Source organism: Candidatus Vicinibacter affinis (assembly GCA_016714365.1).
GTDB lineage: Bacteria > Bacteroidota > Bacteroidia > Chitinophagales > Saprospiraceae > Vicinibacter > Vicinibacter affinis.
The window spans coordinates 755,145-777,500 of the sequence record JADJNH010000005.1; the positions used below are offsets into that span (position 1 = coordinate 755,145).

Annotated in this window: 16 protein-coding genes (1 of these 16 cut by a window edge); 13 read left to right on the forward strand and 3 right to left on the reverse strand. The window is 37.1% G+C overall.

The window, feature by feature from the left end:
- Positions 1–814: 814 nt before the first annotated feature.
- The 10 genes from IPJ53_03285 to IPJ53_03330 all read left to right on the forward strand — a co-directional run bounded on the left by IPJ53_03285 (position 815) and on the right by IPJ53_03330 (position 11,869).
- Entirely contained in the window at positions 815–2,104 is a 1,290-nt protein-coding gene (locus tag IPJ53_03285; protein ID MBK7798114.1) for a nucleotide sugar dehydrogenase, read from the forward strand.
- A gap of 9 nt (positions 2,105–2,113) precedes the next feature.
- A complete protein-coding gene (locus IPJ53_03290) occupies positions 2,114–3,418 on the forward strand; it encodes a UDP-glucose/GDP-mannose dehydrogenase family protein (GenBank protein MBK7798115.1) in 1,305 nt (434 codons plus the stop codon).
- 205 nt (positions 3,419–3,623) lie between these two features.
- Positions 3,624–4,751 (forward strand): DegT/DnrJ/EryC1/StrS family aminotransferase, encoded by a 1,128-nt coding sequence (locus IPJ53_03295; GenBank protein MBK7798116.1) that lies wholly within the window; start codon positions 3,624–3,626, stop codon positions 4,749–4,751.
- A 4-nt stretch (positions 4,752–4,755) separates the two neighbouring features.
- Positions 4,756–5,340: an N-acetyltransferase gene (locus tag IPJ53_03300; GenBank protein ID MBK7798117.1), complete on the forward strand. Its 585-nt coding sequence runs from the start codon at positions 4,756–4,758 to the stop codon at positions 5,338–5,340.
- Entirely contained in the window at positions 5,337–6,302 is a 966-nt protein-coding gene (locus IPJ53_03305) for a Gfo/Idh/MocA family oxidoreductase (GenBank protein MBK7798118.1), read from the forward strand. The genes IPJ53_03300 and IPJ53_03305 overlap by 4 nt, the downstream gene beginning before the upstream one ends.
- A 40-nt stretch (positions 6,303–6,342) precedes the next feature.
- The gene (wecB, locus tag IPJ53_03310) at positions 6,343–7,449 is read left to right on the forward strand and encodes a UDP-N-acetylglucosamine 2-epimerase (non-hydrolyzing) (GenBank protein ID MBK7798119.1); all 1,107 of its coding nucleotides are present in this window, start codon (positions 6,343–6,345) and stop codon (positions 7,447–7,449) included.
- Between the two features lie 179 nt (positions 7,450–7,628).
- A complete protein-coding gene (locus tag IPJ53_03315; GenBank protein ID MBK7798120.1) occupies positions 7,629–9,020 on the forward strand; it encodes an alginate lyase family protein in 1,392 nt (463 codons plus the stop codon).
- Positions 9,013–10,200 carry a glycosyltransferase family 4 protein gene (locus IPJ53_03320; GenBank protein MBK7798121.1) on the forward strand — a complete coding sequence of 396 codons (1,188 nt, stop codon included), beginning with the start codon at positions 9,013–9,015 and terminating at the stop codon, positions 10,198–10,200. Before IPJ53_03315 ends, IPJ53_03320 begins: the two co-directional genes overlap by 8 nt.
- Positions 10,197–11,315, forward strand: coding sequence for a glycosyltransferase family 4 protein (locus IPJ53_03325; GenBank protein ID MBK7798122.1), 1,119 nt, complete (start codon positions 10,197–10,199; stop codon positions 11,313–11,315). The genes IPJ53_03320 and IPJ53_03325 overlap by 4 nt, the downstream gene beginning before the upstream one ends.
- The gene (locus IPJ53_03330) at positions 11,315–11,869 is read left to right on the forward strand and encodes a class I SAM-dependent methyltransferase (GenBank protein ID MBK7798123.1); all 555 of its coding nucleotides are present in this window, start codon (positions 11,315–11,317) and stop codon (positions 11,867–11,869) included. The genes IPJ53_03325 and IPJ53_03330 overlap by 1 nt, the downstream gene beginning before the upstream one ends.
- A gap of 47 nt (positions 11,870–11,916) precedes the next feature.
- Here the strand turns inward: IPJ53_03330 and IPJ53_03335 are convergent, their stop codons facing one another.
- The 3 genes from IPJ53_03335 to IPJ53_03345 all read right to left on the reverse strand — a co-directional run bounded on the left by IPJ53_03335 (position 11,917) and on the right by IPJ53_03345 (position 17,597).
- A complete protein-coding gene (locus tag IPJ53_03335; protein ID MBK7798124.1) occupies positions 11,917–14,367 on the reverse strand; it encodes a bifunctional UDP-N-acetylmuramoyl-tripeptide:D-alanyl-D-alanine ligase/alanine racemase in 2,451 nt (816 codons plus the stop codon).
- A gap of 3 nt (positions 14,368–14,370) precedes the next feature.
- Positions 14,371–15,642, reverse strand: coding sequence for a phosphoribosylamine--glycine ligase (gene purD / locus IPJ53_03340; protein ID MBK7798125.1), 1,272 nt, complete (start codon positions 15,640–15,642; stop codon positions 14,371–14,373).
- Between the two features lie 296 nt (positions 15,643–15,938).
- Positions 15,939–17,597 carry an AMP-binding protein gene (locus IPJ53_03345; GenBank protein MBK7798126.1) on the reverse strand — a complete coding sequence of 553 codons (1,659 nt, stop codon included), beginning with the start codon at positions 17,595–17,597 and terminating at the stop codon, positions 15,939–15,941.
- 152 nt (positions 17,598–17,749) lie between these two features.
- Between IPJ53_03345 and IPJ53_03350 the strand changes: the two genes are divergently transcribed.
- The 3 genes from IPJ53_03350 to crtI all read left to right on the forward strand — a co-directional run.
- Positions 17,750–18,319, forward strand: coding sequence for a YdeI/OmpD-associated family protein (locus IPJ53_03350; protein ID MBK7798127.1), 570 nt, complete (start codon positions 17,750–17,752; stop codon positions 18,317–18,319).
- 179 nt (positions 18,320–18,498) lie between these two features.
- Positions 18,499–20,817, forward strand: a complete 2,319-nt coding sequence (gene rpsA, locus IPJ53_03355) for a 30S ribosomal protein S1 (protein MBK7798128.1) — start codon at positions 18,499–18,501, stop codon at positions 20,815–20,817.
- Positions 20,818–20,949: 132 nt separating this feature from the next.
- Positions 20,950–22,356, forward strand: the 5' portion of a protein-coding gene (gene crtI / locus IPJ53_03360; GenBank protein MBK7798129.1) for a phytoene desaturase. The gene runs 72 nt beyond the window's last position; the window shows 1,407 of its 1,479 coding nt (coding positions 1–1,407); it begins with the start codon at positions 20,950–20,952; its stop codon lies off the right edge, out of view.

Genomic DNA, 22,356 nt, shown 5'->3' on the forward strand with positions numbered 1-22,356 from the left:
TATCGTTTTGATTTATATTAATTCAGCAATATAGGAGTTCTTAAGTTCAATTGATCTACCTAATGTCAACTAATTGTATACGATTATTATGAATGGATTTTTTACTCTGAAGATTCAGCTGCAAGTTTCTTACCCTAAATGCATTCTTCATTTGTGCCTTTTTAAACTCAGTAGATTTTACTTTATTCAACAGAAAGAGTTCTACTAAAGATCTTATGGAAGTTGAATTACTTCAATTCTAATTACTTAGATTTATCTGTTTTTATTTTACTCTTTTAACTTTTGATCAATTGTTAAAAACCCTAGTAATGAGTCATAATTAAATGAATAAAATTTTGAAATTGCTGATCTAATTCTATTGGTTAGGTTACATTAAATCCAATACAATTCAGGTGGTATGCGTTGCAAGAAATTTAGGTTGGTGTATAATTGGGCCGGTCAAAACCGAGCATTAAAATAGGGGTATTCAGTTCCCTTCTCTTAATAATTTAAACCCAAAATCATAATATAGAATTAAGGTCATTAAAATCTAAATACAAAAGTCGCCATTGGGTCCATTTCAAAACGTTTTTCGTGGGTCTCTTTCAAAACCCAAAATCACAAAAATTCAATTTAAATATCAATAATACAATAAAATATAAATTACATTTGTTTATATATATAAGTTTTAATACTGTATCTTCCATGAATGCCTCAAATCGAGTAATTTTGTTGCTCCTTTTGAATCAGAATACGCCCATGCCATTAAGGGCTCAAGGGTTAGATGAAAATATGAGGAGAGGCCTATCTTGTTAGGGCTGTAAAAACGAAACTTATGTTCGAAGATTTATTAAATAAGAGAAAATCAATTGGAGTGGTAGGCCTTGGATATGTGGGACTGCCGCTGGCTCTGGTGCTGGCAAAAAAATTTAAAGTAATAGGTTTTGACATTAGCGAGTCCAGGATCCAAAAGATGAAAGACCATATTGATCCATCCCGTGAACTTGGCCAAGCAGATTTTGAAGGGGCTGATATTGAATTTAGTGCTGATTTGAAGGATCTGGCCAGAGCAAGCTTTTACATTGTTGCTGTCCCCACACCTGTAGATGAGCATAAAGTTCCAGACTTAAAGCCTATTTTAGGTGCGACAAGTTCTGTGGCCAAGGTATTAAAGAAAGGGGATTATATTATTTATGAATCAACCGTTTACCCAGGTTGTACGGAAGAAGACTGTAAGCCTATTTTGGAATCTATTTCAGGTCTTAAATTTGGAACAGATTTTAAGCTGGGATATTCACCTGAAAGGATAAACCCCGGAGATAAAAGTCGCACGCTTGAAAATATCTTGAAAATAGTTTCAGGGAGTGATGAGGAAGCTTTGAATACTATCTCAAAAGTGTATGGTGCAATCATTCATGCCGGAATTTATAAGGCAAGCAGTATCAAAGTTGCTGAGGCCGCAAAGGTCATTGAGAATACACAAAGAGATCTCAACATTTCTTTTATGAATGAACTTTCGATCATCTTTGATCGGATGGGAATTGATACCCGGGAGGTAATTGAAGCAGCAGGCACAAAATGGAATTTTTTGAAATTTTACCCTGGGCTAGTCGGCGGTCACTGTATAGGGGTAGATCCGTACTACCTGGTTCATAAGGCAAAGGAGTTGGGATATGACCCGCAGGTCATTCTCAGTGGAAGAAGGATAAATGATGGCATGCCGGCATTTGTTGCAAAGAAGTTGGTGCAGTTATTAATTTCCAAAGAAAAGAACCCGGGTAATTGCAAAGTCTTGATTCTTGGAATCACCTTTAAGGAAAATGTGTCAGACATTCGCAATTCCAAAGTTGCTGACTTGTATCATGAATTACATGCTTATTCTGTACAAGTCGATGTGGTGGATCCTTATGCAGATCCTGAAGAAACGGAAGAAGAATATGGCATTCATATCAAATCTCAGCCGGCCAGCGATTATGATGCAGTTATCGTTGCGGTGGGACATGATGAATTCCGGAAGATGCAAATGAAAGATTTTAAAGAATTGATGAAGGAAAAGCCTGTTTTAATTGATTTAAAAGGATTGTATATGCGTCCCGATGATTCAATCCATTATTGGCGCTTATAAAGTGTAGACATGAAAATTGCAGTAATTGGAACAGGGTATGTAGGTCTCGTCACAGGAACTTGTTTTGCTGAAACCGGCCATCATGTAATGTGCGTTGACAACAACAGTGAGAAAGTAAATAGACTTCAGCAGGCGGACATTCCGATTTTTGAGCCGGGTCTGGATTTGTTATTTGATCGAAACACTCGTGATAAAAGGCTTTCTTTTAGCACCGATTTGAGGGCTGCAGTGAATTTTGCTGAAATAATTTTTCTCGCATTACCTACACCACCCGGCGAAGATGGTTCTGCTGACTTGAGTTATGTGATGCAGGTTGCTGAAGAGCTCTCGGCACTTATATCACATTATACGGTTATCGTCAATAAGAGTACGGTGCCTGTTGGGACCGGTGAAAAAGTAAAAGAGATTCTTTTGAAGAAATTAAGACCGGAAGAATTTGATGTAGTTTCTAATCCGGAATTTCTCCGTGAGGGTGTTGCGGTGGATGATTTTTTGAGACCCGACAGAGTGGTGATCGGCACTGAAACAGAACGTGCTACCAGAAAGATGAAGGAATTGTATGAGCCTTTTGTTAGGCAAGGAAATCCAATTTACATCATGGATTTGCGAAGTGCGGAACTTACTAAATATGCTGCAAATGCCTATTTGGCTGCCCGGATAAGTTTTATGAATGAAATTGCAAATTTATGTGAAGCGACCGGAGCCAACGTGGACATGGTAAGGGTTGGAATGGGTTCTGACAACCGTATTGGGAAACGTTTTTTATTCCCTGGGGTAGGATATGGAGGATCTTGTTTTCCTAAAGATGTCAAAGCTTTATACCACACTGCTGAAAATCATGAATATCATTTTAGGATATTAAAGGCAGTCATGGAGGTAAATGAAATTCAGAAGAAAGTTCTCAGTGATAAAATATATAAGTATTTCAAAGGTGACTTGCGTGATAAGAAGATTGCTATTTGGGGATTGGCCTTTAAACCCAATACAGATGACATTCGTGAGGCTCCGGCATTGCAAATAATAACTGATCTTCTGTCAGAAGGCGCCATAATTTCAGCTTATGATCCAGAAGCAAATCACCATGTAAGAGCTGTGTTTGGTGATCGCATAGAAATTTCTGATGAAATGTATTCAGTGCTAGACAATGCTGATGCACTTGCAATCATTACCGAGTGGAGTGTTTTTCGTTCACCTGATTTTGAACAAATGATGCAGCAGATGAAGAATCCGCTGATCTTTGATGGGCGCAATGTTTTTGAGCCTGAAAAAGTAAGGGAAAAGGGATTTGATTATTTTAGTATTGGAAGAGAATGAATCATTATTAATATGTTTATTGAGTGAATGATGAAGAGTAAGCATGTAGAAACAATCTCTAAGAAATTATTTGAATCATAATGTAATTATTCTATGATTTATAAAATATTTGATGTGATTCCATACCCATTTTTATAAATGAAAATGGACTTAATGTCAGCAATTAAATTTTCGATATCAATTTTAAAAAAATAAAATAAATACCATGATAAAACTACAAATGGTTGATCTTGTTTCGCAGTATCATAAAATCAAACCGGAAGTTGATGCCGCAGTGATGGATGTTATGGAAAAGGCAATGTTTATTGGTGGAGAAAAAGTGAAGTCATTTAAGGAGAATTTAGAATCTTATTTGGGTATTAAGCATGTAATTCCATGCGCCAATGGAACGGATGCTTTACAAATTGCTTTTATGGCACTTGATTTGCAACCCGGAGATGAGGTTATTGTGCCAGCATTCACTTACGTAGCTACTGCAGAGGTCATCGCGTTGTTGAAATTAAAGCCTGTAATGGTGGATGTATATCCTGATGATTTTAATATTAACACAGAAGCCATAAAAGAAGCGATTACCCCTAAAACGAAAGCAATTGTTCCGGTCCATTTATTTGGTCAGTGTGCCAATATGGAAGCTATTATGAAAATTGCAGCAGAACATAAGCTATTTGTAGTAGAAGACAATGCCCAGGCGATCGGAGCAGATTTTTATTATTCAGATGGAAAGACTGTAAAAGCAGGAACAATTGGACATATTGGATGCACTTCGTTTTTTCCCTCTAAAAATTTGGGGTGTTATGGAGATGGTGGCGCTATGTTTACGCAAGATGAAACACTTGGCAAAAAAATCACCATGATTGCAAATCATGGCCAGTCAGTTCAGTATTACCACGATGTTGTAGGAGTGAATTCAAGGTTAGATTCCATACAAGCAGCTATACTCGATATTAAATTAAAACATTTAGATGAATATGCTGCCGCCAGGGTCAAAGCCGCAGACTATTATGACAATAGATTTTCAGGTCATCCTGACATTATTACTCCCGTTAGAAATTCACATGGAAATCATGTTTTTCACCAATACACTCTAAGAATTACCAATGGTAAAAGAGATGCACTTAAAGAATTTCTTAGTCTAAGTCAAATTCCTTGCGCCATCTACTATCCATTGCCATTATATGATCAAAAAGCATTCCGATCATTCAGTGGATCTTTAAGTTATCTTCCTGTAACAGACATTTTATGTAAGCAGGTATTGTCGCTCCCGATTCATACAGAGTTGACAGAGGAAATGCAAGATCTGATAATAGATAAAGTATTGGAATTTTTATCTTAACACCATGAGTGAACAAGCAAAATACTTTGTACATGAAACTGCAGTAGTCGATCCTGATTGCCTGATTGGCGAAGGAACCAAAATCTGGCACTTTTCGCATATCATGTCAGGATGTATCATAGGCAGAAATTGTAATCTTGGACAAAATGTAGTGATAAGTCCTGAGGTTGTTTTGGGAAATAATGTTAAAGTGCAGAATAATGTTTCGATCTATACCGGTGTGATTTGTGAAGATGATGTATTTCTGGGACCTTCAATGGTTTTTACCAATGTAATAAATCCCAGATCAGCTGTTAACAGAAAGAATCAGTATGCAAAAACCCACGTTAAAAGGGGAGCAAGCATTGGAGCCAATGCAACAATTGTTTGTGGGCATGATATAGGCCAGTTTGCTTTTATAGGTGCGGGTGCAGTAGTCACCAAAGAGGTGCCTGATTATGCATTAGTGGTTGGAAATCCAGCTCGTCAGATAGGATGGATGAGTGAATATGGCCACAAATTGGATTTCAATTTAGACGGGGACGCAATTTGTCCAGAATCAGGTCAAGAATATAAATTAGAACGATCAAAAGTTACCAGAAAGTCATGACTGAAAAATTTGCAATTGTAGGTGCAGCAGGATACATCGCACCACGACATATGAAGGCCATCAAAGAAACTCATAATACGCTGGTGGCCGCTTACGATAAAAATGATTCTGTCGGCATCATTGACAGCTATTTTCCAAATGCTGATTTTTTTACTGAATTTGAGCGATTTGATCGGCATTTGGAAAAAATAAAGCGACAAGGAAATGCAATCAATTATATGAGCATTTGTTCGCCGAATTACCTCCATGATGCACACATCCGTTTTGGACTTAGGTTGGGGGCACATGTGATTTGTGAAAAGCCGCTCGTACTTAATCCCTGGAACATTGATGGGTTGATGGAAATAGAAAGTGAAACAGGTTGCAAAGTAAATACCATACTTCAATTACGCCATCATCCCAAAGTCAAAGAACTGAAGGAAAAAATTGCAGAAGAAGTGCGCAAAGAAAAACATGAAGTGGATCTGGTGTACATTACTTCAAGAGGAAAGTGGTATTATACTTCCTGGAAGGGTGACATCCATAAATCCGGGGGAATTGCCACTAACATCGGGGTCCATTTTTATGACCTTTTGGGTTGGCTATTTGGAAATCTTCAGGAAAATATTGTTCATGTTCAGACGCATGATCGTGTTGCTGGTTATCTGGAATATGAACGAGCCCGTGTAAGATATTTCCTCAGTATCAACGAAAATACCTTGCCGGAAGAAATCTTATCTGAAGGAAAAAAGACCTACAGATCTTTACAGATTGATGGTCATGAGTTTGAATTTAGTGAAGGATTTGGTGATTTACATACGGTTTCTTATCACCATATTTTAGAGGGAAATGGCTTTGGTTTGATGGATTCCAAAAGATCGATAGAGACCGTTTTTGGAATACGTTCTGCGGTGCCGGTAGGTTTAATTGGTGACTATCACCCATTTGCAAAAAAACCAGTTGTCAAACATCCATTTGATTGATTCAATAATAATTAATTTGTTCAATCAAGAACTTTAATTTATGAAAATTCTCAGCATTGTTGGAGCTCGTCCAAATTTCATGAAAGTGGCTCCTCTACACAGAGTATTTACCCAAGCCGGTTCAGGCATTCAATCTAAAATTGTACATACCGGGCAACATTTTGATGAAAAAATGAGTGAGATTTTTTTCAATCAGCTTTCACTTCCAAAGCCTGATTATTTTCTTGGAGTAGGACATGGCTCACATTCGGAAGTCACCGCAAGAATTTTGTTAGGGTTTGAACCGGTTCTGCATAAGGAACAACCTGATTTGGTAATTGTGGTGGGTGATGTTACTTCAACCTTAGCCTGCGCACTGGTTACACAAAGAAATGGCATTAAATTGGCTCATGTAGAAGCGGGATTGAGATCTAAAGACAGGAGCATGCCAGAGGAAGTAAACAGAATCCTTACTGATCAAATTTCTGATTATCTATTTACCACAGAAAGATCAGCACTCAATAATTTGATGCAAGAAAATATTCCGGAAGATAAAGTACATTTTGTAGGAAATTGTATGATTGACTCTTTAGACTTTTATTCAAGTCGCACAAAAAATATTGAAGTTTGCTATGAATTTGGGGTGCTTCCACAAAAGTATATTCTAATGACTATGCATCGGCCATCCAATGTTGATTCAAAAGATGGTTTAATGAAAATTTATAAAATGCTTAAAGGAATTGAAGATCATCAAACAAAAGTGATCTTTCCTATGCATCCGCGCACAAAAGCAAAGCTAGTTGAATTTGATTTGCTTAATTTGTTTTGCGATCAAGAACAACTCATTATAACAGACCCACTGGGATATATTGAATTCATTACTTTAATGCGTTATGCCAGATTGGTCTTAACAGACTCTGGTGGTGTACAGGAAGAAAGCACTTACCTCAATATTCCTTGTTTAACCTTTAGAAAATCAACTGAAAGACCAATCACGGTTGAAGTTGGAAGTAATATATTGTTAGATGAATTAGACCCGTCGACTGCAGTCTCAAAAATTTGCGAAATTTTGAATGGGAATATAAAAAAGTCAGGTATTCCTGAATTTTGGGACGGGAAGGCAGCCATGAGAATATTGGAGATACTCAAACATTCAATCAAAAGTTAAAAATGAGTTTGGGCCGCTATTTTAGAACATTATCAAAGCTTAAGGCCTCCCAAATTTATTTTCAAATTTATTATAAAATCAAAAGTCTATTTTCATTTAGAGTCAATAATAGACATTTTCAAAGAGATATTTTTCCATTAAAGTCAAAGTGTTTTCCTTTTTTCAAAGCACAAAAAATTGTGGGAAAAAATACATTTACTTTTCTCAGCATAACCCATCATTTTGAAAAGGATATTGATTGGAATGTTTCCATAAATGGAAGGTTGTGGAATTATCATCTTCAATACTTAGATTTTTTAAATGATGATGCATTATCACTTCAGGAACGCATTAATTTGTTGGAAGATATTTCAAAAAGTATTTTAGAGGGGAGTTTGAGACTGGAACCTTTTCCAGTTTCCATTCGCTTAATTAATAGTTTGGTGTTCCTTCATCGACTGCCTGATAGAAAAACTAATATTGATAAGGCGCTATTAAAGCAAATTTATTTTCTGAAATCAAACCTTGAATATCATATTCTTGCAAATCATTTGTTGGAGAATTTGCTTGCCATGTGTTTGGCCTCTCATTTTATAAAAGACAGGTTACTTATTTTAAAGTTTACAGAAAAACTTACCAAGGAGTTGGATAAACAAATTCTCCCTGATGGTGCACATTATGAAAGATCTATAATGTATCATATGATTATTATGGGTAGACTAATGACATTGTATAGTCTGCCGAATTTAGATCATGGGCTGATTTTTTCTTTGAAAAATTATTTATCCTTGATGTCATCTTGGTTATACACTTTTGTAGGGAACGAGAATGCGCTGCCATTATTTCAAGACAGCTCCGGGAATGAATGTTTAAGTCCAGGTACCTTATTAGTGAAGTGTGATCAATTGCAAATACCGTATCAAACCAGCCCATTAAAAGAATGTGGGTATCGTAAATTCAGTTTCAGGAATGCATCTCTTTGGGTGAATGGTGGAAACATATCTCCTGAATATCAACCTGGGCACAGCCATGCTGACCTCTTGAATTTTATTTTGCATGTGAATCATATTCCACATATTGTGGACACAGGAGTCTCCACCTATGAAGCTAATGATCGCAGAAACTATGAGCGAGGGTCCTTTGCTCATAATGTGGTTGTGATTGATGGAAAAGATCAATCTGAGATGTGGCGTTCTTTCCGGATTGGAAGAAGGGCAAGAGTGAGCATAATTCATGATAATTCAGATTCCTTGGTTGGAGAAATTGATCAATTATTCAGGCCTGAATGGAAACATCAAAGAAGTTTTTCTATTCAGGATTCAGATCTTGTCATCCGAGACAAAGTAATGGGAGGAGGAAATGTAAATTGCATTTCCCTATATCATTTTGATAAAGGCATATCATCTATATTCATTGATCAAAAATCAGGAACTGTTGAAGCAGGACTGATTAAAATATATTTTGAAGGTGCTGAAAATATTGTACTTGAGGAATACTTGCAGGCGGTTGGATTTAATCATTTAGAAAATGCAATGTGTCTTAAAGTAGATTTTAAAAAGTCTTTGGTGACTAAAATTAAAGTTCATGGCTAGAAGAATTTTATACCTCAGTTATTTTTATTCACCAGATCTGGGTGCGGGATCTTTTCGGAATACAGCTTTGTCGCAAGCGCTTTCAAAGAAGTTGAATAGTGATGATTTAGTTGATATTATGACCACTTTGCCGAATCGTTACAATATGGAAAATTTATCGGCAGAAGAATTTGAACAAATTGATCAAATTCGCATACACAGATGGAAGGTGCCAAAACATGGAAATGGTTTCATAAGACAGATTATTTCTTTTCTCGCCTATCGAAAACAAGTATTGAATAAAATTGGGGAGCAGAAGTATGATCTTGTATTTGCCTCGAGTTCAAAATTGTTTACTGCTTATTTGGCTTACTGCATCGCAAAAAAAAGAGGACTTAAATTGTATGTTGACCTTAGAGATTTGTTTTCAGAAAATTTGGTAGAACTCATTAAATTTCCGATTCTTGGTCGAGTGGTTTCATTTTTTGTGCGTCATTTTTTTGAAAGGCCAGTTATGAATTTTGCAACACACATCAATGTTAATTCGGAGGGATTTTTAAATTCCGTTACCACCTCAAGTTCTGCGCATGTCAGTTTCTTTCCTAACGGAATTGATGATTTTTTTCTAGGCCATCTTCAGGATCCTAATTTGGCGAATAAACCCAGAATAATTTGCTATGCGGGAAATATTGGCGAAGGACAGGGTCTTGAAAAAATAATACCAATGTTGGCTAATAAGTTGGGTTCTAATTTTTTATTCAAAGTCATTGGAGAAGGCTCTACCAAGCATAAATTGCAAGAGGAAGTAACTAGATTGGGGCTCTTAAACGTAGAAATACTTCCTCCGGTACCCAGGTACGAATTACTACAATATTATTGTCATGCTCATTATTTATTTGTGCATTTGAATGACTTTAAGTCTTTCAGAAAAGTGCTTCCTTCTAAATTGTTCGAGTACGCTTGTTTTAATATTCCCATCGTGGCAGGAGTCTCCGGCTATGCAAAGGATTTTATTGAACAGCACATAAAAGATAATGTCTTTGTGTTTGATCCATGTGATGTTAATTCAGCGGCTGAATATTTCCTAAATTCAGATTATTATTTATTGGCTCGACCTAATTTTGTAGATCGATTTAAGCGTACCCATATATCAGAAAATATGGCTGATTCCATTATTCAGTATTTACCTCCAATGGCATGAAAATTTTATTGGTCAGCAATTCTGCATGGAATATTTATAATTTCAGATTGGGGTTGATTTCAATTTTTCGTCAACGTGGTCATGAGATTTTTCTGGCGAGTCCAATAGATGAATATTTGGACAAAATTGAGTCCATTTATTACAATAAAATTTATCCAATTGAACATCTTTCAGCGCGTGGAAAAAATCCAATAAGCGATATTTTATTAATTTGGGAGCTGAAGAAAATATTTCAGACTTGCAAGCCGGATTTAGTTTTATTGTTTACCATTAAACCCAATATTTATGGAGGTATTGTATCCCGGTTTCTACAGATTCCATATGTTGTTAACATAACAGGATTGGGGTCTCAATTTACTTCGGCTGCTGGTTTTGGAAAATTGTTTCATATTCTATTTTCATTTTCTTTGAAAAAAAGTAGCCTTGCATTGTTTCACAATCACGAAGATTTAGATTATTTTGTAAGCCAAAATTTACTGGTATCTGAACAGGCAGCTGTCGTCAATGGGTCTGGTGTGGATGTTCAAAAATTTTGTGCAGAACCTAGAGAAACGAAGGATAGATTGGTGTTTCTATTTGCAGGTCGGTTATTGCGAGAGAAAGGATTGGCCGAATTTGTACAAGCTGCCAAAAAAATGAAGGAAAGTGGATTTGCAGCAATTTTTCATGTAATTGGCCCCATAGAAACACTTGAATTGGATGTGGAACTTAGGAATATTTTTGAAGTAGCCGTGCGGCAAGGGACTGTCCAATATTTTAACAAAACTGAGAATGTTAAACCATATCTACAGGCTGCAGATATTTTCGTATTGCCTACTTACCGGGAAGGAAGATCAAAGGCAATTCTGGAAGCCATGGCAATGAAAATGCCGGTGATAACTTGCGATGTAGCAGGATGCAGAGACCTTGTGGTGGATGGCATTAATGGCTTTCTTGTTAAGGAGCGAGATTCAGATAGTCTGTATCTTGCTATGGTAAAAATGTGTGGATTTAGTTATGAGATGCTCGATAAGATGGGAGAAGAAAGCAGGCGTATAGTTGTGGACCAATATGAACTTAAGAAAGTGCAGACACAATATCTTCAAGTGCTGGAGGAACATATAATTCTTAGGTGATGAGTTCATTAGAAAAATTATATCGGAAGAACAAAAAATATTACCAAAGGAGGCTTCGCATTATTTTGGATAGACTTTACATTGAGAATGAACAAATTCTTGACCTGGGGTGTGGTGAGATGTTGCTAAAAGATTTCTTACCTACAGAGAGAAATGGTAATTACTTAGGAGTAGATAACATTGCATATCAAAATATTTCTGATTTTATTTGCATGGATGTTTTACAATTTCTTAAAGTAAATCATAATCATTATGATTTTATTTTTTGCCTTGGATTATTGGATCATCTTGAGCTTGAAGTCCAAAATGAATTTTTGGATTTAATTTCTCTTAGACAGCATTCAAAAATTATTCTAAGTAAGTCAAACGAAAAAAATATATTTTTTAGGTTTCTGAACGTAGGAAGAGGAGTGGAGTTTGAACATCAATTTTTGATCCTTAAAAAAATATATCTTTTAAAAATACCCAAGACATCATTAGTCATCCATTTAACTTTTATAGGATCAATATTTGCTACTGAAGTAATTTATTTTTTAGCAAGCAAGAGGAACTAATTCTTGAAAGAAGTATTTGACCTATATCTGAATAAAATGACAAGAATTTAATCTTCCAAAAATATCCTTTTCACTCTAGGGGAAATGCCGCATAATATTTCATAGGGTATGGTATCGCTGGTTTCAGACAGATTTTCAATAGGAACATTTTTACCAAAAACTTCTACTTCATCGCCGACATTTGCTTCAGGACACAGACTGATGTCTATCATGCACATATCCATACAAACTACCCCAATGATGGGCACTTGTTTTCCATGTAACCACATTTTATATTTTTTTGTGCCTGCTATTCTAGGAAGTCCATCTGCATAACCCATGCTGAGGACAGCTATAATACTGTCTTTTTTTAAACGACCAGAGCGGTTGTAACTAATGGATTCATCTTTAGAAATTTTTTTGATTTGGGTAATTTTGGTTTTGAGAATATGGACTTTTTCTAATTGAGTGCCTACTGTTGGATCGCTCTCTATACCATACAAGCCAATACCAAGACGAACCATATCCAATTGCATATCCGCATGCCGGCTGACACCAGAACTATTGAGGATATGAAGTAATGGAAAGTAACCTATTGCATTGGTTATTTTTTTGGCAAAAGATTTGAAGGACTTGTATTGAATTTTAGTAAAGTCGTCCCATTCGATACTGCTGCTTCCTGAAAGGTGGCTAAATATAGATCCAACTTTAATATAGGAATGTGAACTAATTATTGAAATGAGTTCATCAACATCTTTTACTTGAAATCCCAGACGGTTCATACCCGTCTCTAATTTAAGATGAATAATGCATTGCTTGTATTGTTCAGTTTCTTTAACAAACCTTTTCAATTGCTCAATTGAAAAAATTTCAGGTTCAAGTCTGTTACTCAGAAGTTCATCGAAATCCGCATTGCCGGTATTCATCACCAGTATGGGCTTTTGAATTCCTTTTTGCCGCAAAAGAACGCCTTCATCGGTATAGGCTACAGCTAGATAATCAATTCCACGGTGTTCAAGATAACGGGCGATTTCATATTGGCCAGATCCATAAGCAGAGGCTTTAACCACAGCCATGATTTTAGTTTTCTTATGAAGGCGAGATTTGTAAGCACTTATATTGTGCGCAATGGCCTTTAAATTTATCTCCAAAATACTGTCATGTCTGGATAAAGCAAATTCAGTAAAAAATTTTTCCAGTGCAAAATTTCTTGCACCTTTGATCAGAATGCATTCATTTTTAAATGAAATCTTGTCTAAAGATTTAAGAAATTCGTCAGTGTTTGGAAAAGAGAAAAAGCTTATTGATTCTGAAAGATGAGGCTTGAGTTTTCTCATCTTATTTCCGACGGTTATTACTCTTGTGAAACGAAATTGTTTTAACAAATGAGCAATTTCTTTGAATAATAAAAGATCATGGTGACGTGAAGCAAAATCCGAAATCACCAAACTGCGTTTGAGATTTTGATTTTGTTGATCAACAAACTGAAATGCAAGTTTAAGCGACTTTAAATCCAAACTGTAACTGTCGTTCATCAGGACACATCCATAAAGTCCATCTTTTTGTTCCAATCTCAACTTTAATCCGTGTAGTCGATTGATGGTGTCCTGAATGGCAGAAGGGTCTAATTTAAAATATACGGCAGAGATGATGGCATGGCAAGCATTTTCTATTGCTGAGATATCGGTAAATGGTAATTCAAATGAAAACAAACGTTTTTTCCATGCAAACCGTATTGATGTTGTATGACCATTCGTATATTCCTTCCTAATTAAAAGGTCATTGTGAGGAAGAAAACCCCATGAAATTGAATTATTTTTCTTTTTTAGAATATTGTATATGGATTTGTGATCACCGCAATACAGGATGGTTTTTGTATTTTTAAAGAGCTTTAATTTTTCATTTATTTTTTCTACTTGATTTTTAAATCCGCTGTCGTGCGCATCGCCTATGTTTGTAAAAATTCCAAAAGTCGGTTGGATCATCAATTCCAAACGTTGCATTTCTGACTTTTGCGAAATTCCGGCTTCAAAAACTCCAATCTCATGTGCTTTTCCAAGTTCAAGAATGGATAAAGCTACCCCTAATTGCGAGTTGTAACTTTTAGGATTTTTACATACTAGAAATTTTGTTTGAAGAATTTGTGAAAGCCATTCTTTAACAATGGTTTTGCCATTGCTACCGGTTATACCAATCACAGGTATTTTAAAATGATTTCGATGTACGCTCGCAAATTTCTGTAAGGCATTCAAACTATTTTTTACCAAAAGTATGCATGAATTTTCTGGAGCTTTTTTGGTGTGCTGACTTACAAAGAATCTAACACCTCTTTCTGCTAGTTCCGGAATGAATACATCTCCTTTGGTGTGTTGACCTTCCAGTGCAAAAAATATACTTTGGGAAGGATGACTTATGTAACGAGAATCGGTATCAACATAACAAATATTTATATCGGACTCAACATGACCAATGATCTTGGCATCGATGATTTTGGCAATTTCTTCAATAGTGCATTCCATTGTTTAGAGGTCGAACCCTATATCTTTTCGATAATATTTCCCTTCAAAACTTATCTCTTCTGCCAACTTAGATGCAAGGCGCAAAGCTTCACTTTTTGAATTCCCCAAACTACTTATGGCAAAGACTCTGCCTCCGGAAGTGACCAACTGATCATTCACTTTGGTAACTCCTGAATAGAAAATTATAGAATCCATTTCAGTGGTTTCAGGAAGTGTAATGGGTTTATTTTTATCAAATGGTCCCGGGTATCCACCACTTACCAGACAGATGGTGGAAGCAAATTTGTCCGAAATTTTCATTTTAACTTCATCCAGTTTATTTTGGTCACAAAGTAGAAATAATTCAAGTAGGTCATTGTTCAGCCTCAGCATGACCGCTTCAGTTTCCGGATCACCCATGCGGCAATTGTATTCAATTACATAAGGTTCTCCCTTGACAACAATTAAGCCAAAGAAAATGAATCCCTGATAAGGAATGTTTTCATTTTGCAATCCTGAAAGGGTTGGAAGGATGATTTTGTCGATGACCTTTTTCATCAATTCATCATTAGCAAAACTTACTGGTGAGATGGCACCCATGCCACCCGTATTAAGACCCGTATCACCTTCACCGATTCGTTTGTAATCTTTTGCTTCAGGCAACAGTATATATTGTGTCCCATTGGTCAATACAAAAACCGAGAATTCTATACCGGTTAAAAATTCTTCTATTACTAAATGGCTCGAGGCATTGCCGAATTTGCCCCCTAACATCTCTTTAATTTCTACAGAGGCTTGCTCTTTTGTTTCTGCGATTACCACTCCTTTCCCTGCCGCTAACCCATCCGCTTTAATAACGATGGGCGTTTGCATTGTTTGGATATAGTTTAAGGCCAATTCCTCTTCATATTGATCAAATGCACGATAGCCTGCGGTTGGAATATGGTGGCGCATCATAAACTCTTTGGCAAATTGTTTACTTGATTCCAACCTGGCCCCGGAGGAGCCCGGGCCAATCAAGATGGGTCGTTTAGGCAATTCTGCTTGTTCAATTAAATCCATAAGGCCGTCTGCAAGAGGCACTTCCGGTCCACAGACAACCAAATCGATTTTTTTATCTTTTATAACATCCACTATGCCATTGTGATCATCCGAGTTTATAGAAATGTTTTCTCCAAGTTCAGATGTGCCGGGATTTCCCGGTAGGATATAAAGTTTTGTTAGTAAAGGACTCTGGGAAATTTTCCAGGCGAATGCATGTTCGCGGCCACCTGAACCGATAAGAAGGACTTTCATGATGTGTGATGATGTATTTTCGAGCACAAAGAAACGGATAAGTTTAACATCAGATTCAATCCAAACCGTAAGAGTTAAAAAGGTTGGCCAAAATAACTAAAATACAAAATGGCAATTTGAAGGTTTCATTAGAAGAATCTGATCAAATTACTTAATTAATAGAATGGTTTGTCTTTATTTTTTTTAATAAATTTCAAATTAAACCCTTTTATTTAAACTCAATTCAAGGCAAATGAATTCTCTACATCAATTCCGGACTTCACCTTTAGTTTTTTAAAAACCTCATTCGACCTAAATTATTTATTCCTTAATTCTCTCCTCAATATTTTGCCTACATTTGTTTTAGGCAGGGATTCACGGAATTCCACTGATCTTGGAATCTTATAATTTGTAAGATATTTTCGTGTAAAATCAATGACTTCATCCTCTGTTAGACTTTTATCCTTTTTAACAACGAATGCTTTGACAATTTCTCCTGATCTTTCATCAGGAATACCGACAACAGCCACCTCCAGTACCTTTTCATTTTTAGCAATGATGTCTTCAATTTCGTTGGGATAAACGTTGAAACCTGATACCAGGATCATGTCCTTTTTTCGATCTACTATTTTAAAATATCCGTCTTCTTCCATGATTCCAATATCGCCGGTACAGAGCCATCCGTTTTTTATAGTATTGGCTGTTTCTTCTGGTTTATTGAAATAACCTTTCATCACTTGAGGGCCTTTTACCTGAATTTCACCCGATTCTCCAAAATTGCATATCCTACCGTTGTCATCAACAATTCTTACATCTGTAGATGGGACCGGTAATCCTATAGTTCCCAAACGTCCGGAACCATCCAGGGGATTAAGACTTACTACTGGTGAGGCTTCGGTCATTCCATATCCTTCGACCAGGTTGCATCCGGTAACTTTTTTCCACCGTTCCGCGACACTGGATTGGACCGCCATGGCTCCTCCAACAGAAACCCTAAGCCCACTAAAGTCACACTTTTCAAATCCGGGATAATTTAACAAAGCATTAAACAAGGTATTTACCCCAGCCATCAGGCTAATTTTATGGTCTTTAAATGCTTTGGCTACAGAGCCAATATCTTTGGCATTGACAATCAGTACGGTATTTGCTCCTATGGACATCATGGCCAAAACATTCACTGCGAAGGCAAAAATGTGATACATGGGAAGTGGAGACAATGCAGTTTCCTGTCTTTCTTTAAGTAAATAACAGATGACTGCTTTAATCTGCATAACGTTTGCCACTAAAGAACGATTGGTTAGCATGGTTCCCTTACTAACTCCTGTGGTGCCCCCGGTATATTGGAGCATAACAACATCATCGAGAGAATGAGTCACAGGGTTAATGGAGAATTTGGCACCTTCGTTCACCGCATGATTAAAACAAATAGTGTTTGGGATATTATATTCAGGAACCATTTTTTTTATGTGCCTTACCATAAAATTGACGATTCCCCCCTTGATTGTTCCAAGCATCTCCCCAATCGATGTGGTAATGACTACTTGGATTTCAGTCTTTGCCATAATTTTTTCGAGGTTGGCCGCGAAGTTTTCAGCGATGACGATGGCTTTTACCCCGGAATCATTGAATTGATATTCCATTTCATATGGGGTATAAAGTGGATTGGTATTCACAATTATCAATCCAGCCCGCATAGCACCAAAAATGGCAATGGGATATTGTAATAAGTTAGGCATCATTAAGGCAATACGATCACCTTGTTTTAGGCCCCGGGAATGTAAATACGCTGCGAAATTTCTAGATCTTTTATCAAGTTCTCCATAGGTGATGGATTTACCCATGAAGGTAAAAGCATTTAATGGTTTGTATTTTTGAAAACTTTCCTCTACAAAGGCCAGCAAAGATGGGTAAGCTTCCGCTACTATGTTGGACGGAACTCCGGGAGGATAATGTTTTAACCAGGGTCTTGATTCCATTTGGGTTGAATTAGTTGGTAAAAATATAAATACAGAGAAGAATTGTGGCAGATATCCTCAGAATGATGGAATTTTATTTTTTCGACTCATCCCAATCAGCATTTTTTGATCTTTGTAAGGAAATGAAAAAAATAGGCTCAATAGATGATTATATGCAGTCAATTCCCTTGTCAAGACAAGAAGAATTGAGTTGGCTCAGACAAGTTATTTTGGAGGAAGTCAAAGGTTTGGAGGAAACTATAAAATGGGGAGCTCCGGTTTATTGTATCAAAGGTAAAAATGTGATGGGCATGGCTGCTTTCAAAAGTTATGTTGGCCTTTGGTTCTTCCAGGGTATTTTCCTGAAGGATCCTTACAAATACTTAGTAAATGCCCAAGAGGGTCGAACAAAAGCTTTGCGACAATGGAGATTTCAGAACTTAGACCAAATGAAACCACTTAAGACCTCTATCATACAATATGTAAACGAGGCCATCCTTAATGCAAAAAGTGAATTAGAAATTAAGCCAGTCCATAAGCTAGACCCAATTGTTCTCCAGTCCGAGTTTGAAGAAAGGCTCAAAGAAACTCCGGTGGCTTATAATTATTTTAATTCACTTCCAAAATCGCATCAAAGGCAGTATGTCGCGTACATTGAAGAGGCTAAAAAGAAGGAAACAAGGTTAAAGAGGGTCGATAAATGTATTTTAATGTTGTTAGAGAGGAATAAGGTAAACCATTGAATTCATTATCGTAAAATTTAGTTTGAAAAACCTGGCACCCCTTAGTATTTCAAAGTCCTGGTATTTTAGCGGAATTAGGGTCATTTAACACGGGATAAAAGAAAATTTTCTTTCTGATAAGAGTATTTGTACTAAATTTGCGCCGCTAAAATTATTTCTTAACCTTTAAAAATGCCAAAATGTTGGACGAAAAAGATTTATTACAAGACGACGACCTGAATCCGGAAGATATCCAGGAATCACTGGACAATCCCGCACTGCTTGAAAAAGACGTGCCTGTTATTGAACTTCTGGAAGAAGAAGTTGCCCTTGAGACCCTCGTCGAAGCCGATGATTATTCCGGCCCTCACGATGAGTTTGACTGGAGTGTAACCAATAAGAATGCAGTCAATTATTCACCTGAAGTTGAACAAAAATATTTAGCCGACTACGATGCTACTTTCAGTACCATCCAGGATGGTCAAGTGCTCCAGGGAGTGGTGGCCAGTGTAACCGGTAATGATGTAATATTTGACATCAGATTTAAATCTGATGGTTTGATTCCACTTTCAGAATTCAGAGAGTTGGATCTAAAACCGGGAGATAAAGTTGAAATTTATGTAGAGCGCACCGAAGATGAACACGGTCACCTTGTTCTTTCCAGGAAGAAAGCAAAGTTGCTTCGTGCTTGGGAAGGTTTGGTGGATTCTTATAAAAACGGTACCATCATTAAAGGTAGCGTCATCAGCAAAACCAAGGGTGGATTGATTGTAGACTGTAACGGACTGGAGACTTTCTTACCGGGTTCCCAAATAGATATCAAGCCTATTGTAGATTATGATGCATATGTTGGAAAAACCATGGAGTTTAAAGTGGTAAAGATTAACGAAACCATCAAAAACGCAGTGGTCTCTCACAAAGCATTGATCGAAGGAGACCTTCAAGAACAAAGAGAGCAAATTATTTCAGGTCTTGAAAAAGGACAAGTGTTAGAGGGAACAGTTAAAAACATTACTGATTTCGGAGCATTTTTAGATCTGGGAGGTGTAGACGGTCTCCTATATATTACAGACATCAGCTGGGGCAGAATTAACCATCCATCTGAAGTTCTGGAGAAAAACCAGAAGATCAATGTCGTGGTACTTGATTTTGATGAAAATAAAAAGAGAATTTCACTTGGTTTGAAACAACTTCAACCTCATCCATGGGATGTTTTACCTGCGGATGTAGTGGAGGGTTCTGTTGTCAAAGGAAAAATAGTGAACATTGAGGACTACGGAGCATTCCTTGAGATTTATCCGGGTGTGGAAGGTTTAATACACGTATCAGAGGTTAATTGGAACAGTCAGCCGGTACATGCAAAAGATTTCTTCTTCCAGGGGCAGGAGTTTGAGGCAAAAGTAGTCACCATTGACCGTGAAGAGCGCAAGATGTCACTCTCCTTAAAACAACTGACTGAAGACCCATGGACGCACGTTCAACAAAACTTCTCAGTAGGAACCAGACACACCGGTGTGGTTAAAAATTTAACTCCATATGGCGTATTTGTAGAGATGGGAGAAGGAATTGGAGGAATGGTTCATATTTCTGACTTAAGTTGGACTAAAAGATTCAACCACCCGTCAGAGTTTACCAAAGTAGGTAATAAACTGGATGTTCAGGTATTGGACATCGACATGGAAAACAGAAAACTTTCGCTTGGCCATAAACAATTGGAGGAGAACCCGTGGGATACTTTTGAAAATGTATTTCCTGAGGGATCTTACCATGAGGCTACTGTACTCCGTAAAGATGACCGAGGCTACACTGTCCAACTTCCATACGGACTCGAAGCTTATGCTCCGATCAAGTTTATGAAAAAAGAAAATGGTCAGAATGCCAATGTTGAAGAAATATTGACCGTAAAGGTTATTGAGTTCAACCGGGATGAAAAGAAGATCATTGTTTCGCACAGCCGATATCTTGAAGATATCAGAAGAGAGGCTGATGATAATGTCCGCAAGGAAAAAGATCAGGAGCGTCAAGTGACCAAAAAGGCAGTTGAAAAACAGCAGTCTAAAGTAGAAATGACCACGCTTGGGGAAATTGAAGGATTTAGTGCCTTAAAAGAACAACTTCAAGAAAGTGCTAAGGCTAAGCTAGAAGCACAGACCAAAGTGGAGGTAAAGGAAGAAGCTAAAGTAGAAGCTCCAGCTACCAATTTATTTAATGAACCTGTTCAAGCTGAAGAAAAACCAAAAGCTAAAGCAGCCAAAGCAGCCAAAGGCGATGACCTTAAAATTATTGAAGGAATTGGACCTAAGATTGCTGAGTTATTGCATGCTGAAGGAGTGGTTACATTCAAGGATCTGGCGGCAACTCCATTAGAAAAATTGAAAGAAGTATTGGAGGCAGCAGGATCCAGGTACCGTATGCACGATCCTACCACCTGGCCAGAGCAAGCCAATCTGGCAGCTGAAGGCAGAATGGATGAGCTAAAAACTCTTCAGGATAGTCTTAAAGGTGGAAAAGTTGAATAAGAAAATTTTTGAGTGATTTATCAAAAGCCTTTGGCCTCTGGCCAAAGGCTTTTTTGTTTAATAATATTGAATAAAGATTAAACAAAATACAATTAACTTTGTCTATGTTTCGAAAAATGAGAAGCTGATTTGATGTCAAATAATAAAATCGCAGTGATAGGTAGTGGGATTGCAGGTATGGCAGCCGCTATAGACCTAGTTTCAAAGGGTTATCATGTAGAGGTTTTTGAAAAGAACAGCAGTCATGGAGGAAGGGGAAGGGCATTTGCAGAGCAAGGATTCGTTTTTGACATGGGGCCAAGTTGGTACTGGATGCCTGAGGTCTTTGAAGATTTTTTTAAGAAACACCATGAAGACCTAAAGGACTATTTTCAGTTGTACAGGCTGGATCCCTCTTATAGAATTTTCTTTCAGGACAGGATTATTGATGCTCCTGCTAAAATGGAAGAAACTTTAAAAATATTTGAAGAAGTAGAAAAAGGCTCATCAGTATTCCTTCAAAAATTCCTGGATGAAGCAAAATATAAGTATGAAGTCGGGATGAAGGAATTTGTCAGGAAACCAGCGCTTAGCATATTTGAGTATCTTGATAAAAGAATTCTAAGAAGTGTTTTGAAGTTACAAATGCTGAAATCTATTGAGCGAGTTATCAATAAAGGAGTCAAGAATCCGAATTTAAGGTCCTGGTTGTCTTTTCCGGTATTGTTTTTGGGCGCCAAACCTTCTGAAACACCTGCGCTCTACAGCTTAATGAATTATGCGGATTTAGTACTTGGAACCTGGTTTCCAAAGGGGGGAATGATAAAATTATTTGATGCTTTTTATCAATTGGCACTTAAGAAAGGGGTGGTCTTTCACTTTAATGCACCGGTTAGAAAAATTAATATTGAGAACAATAGAGTAAATTCCATTATACTGGACGACGATTCGAAAGAATTTGACTTCGTGGTAGCTGCTGCTGATTATCATCACGTGGAGCAATCACTTTTGGATAAACCCTACAGACAATATTCAGAAAGGTATTGGGAGAAAAGAGCAATGGCGCCCGGAAGTCTAATCTTTTATGTTGGGTTGAATATTAAAGCACCAAACCTACTGCACCACAGCTTGTTTTTCGATGCTGATTTTGAGACACATGCGGATGACATATACGTTCATAAAAAGTGGCCAGAAGATCCGTTGTTTTATGTTTGCACCAGTTCTAAAACAGATCCAGACGTAGCACCACCCGGTTGTGAAAATATTTTTATCCTGATGCCTATAGCAGCCGGAATTGAAGATTCACAGGAACTTCGTGAGCAATATTTTGAGATCATAATGTCCCGAATGGCGGAAAAATGCGGCTTAGATTTAAGACCCCATATAATTTACAAGAAATCTTATTGCACAGATAATTTCATAAGCGACTACAATAGTTTTAAAGGAAATGCCTATGGATTGTCAAATATTTTACGACAGACATCACTTTTAAAGCCGAGAATCAGACATAAAAAGGTAAAGAATCTATATTTTGCTGGTCAATTATCTCATCCGGGACCC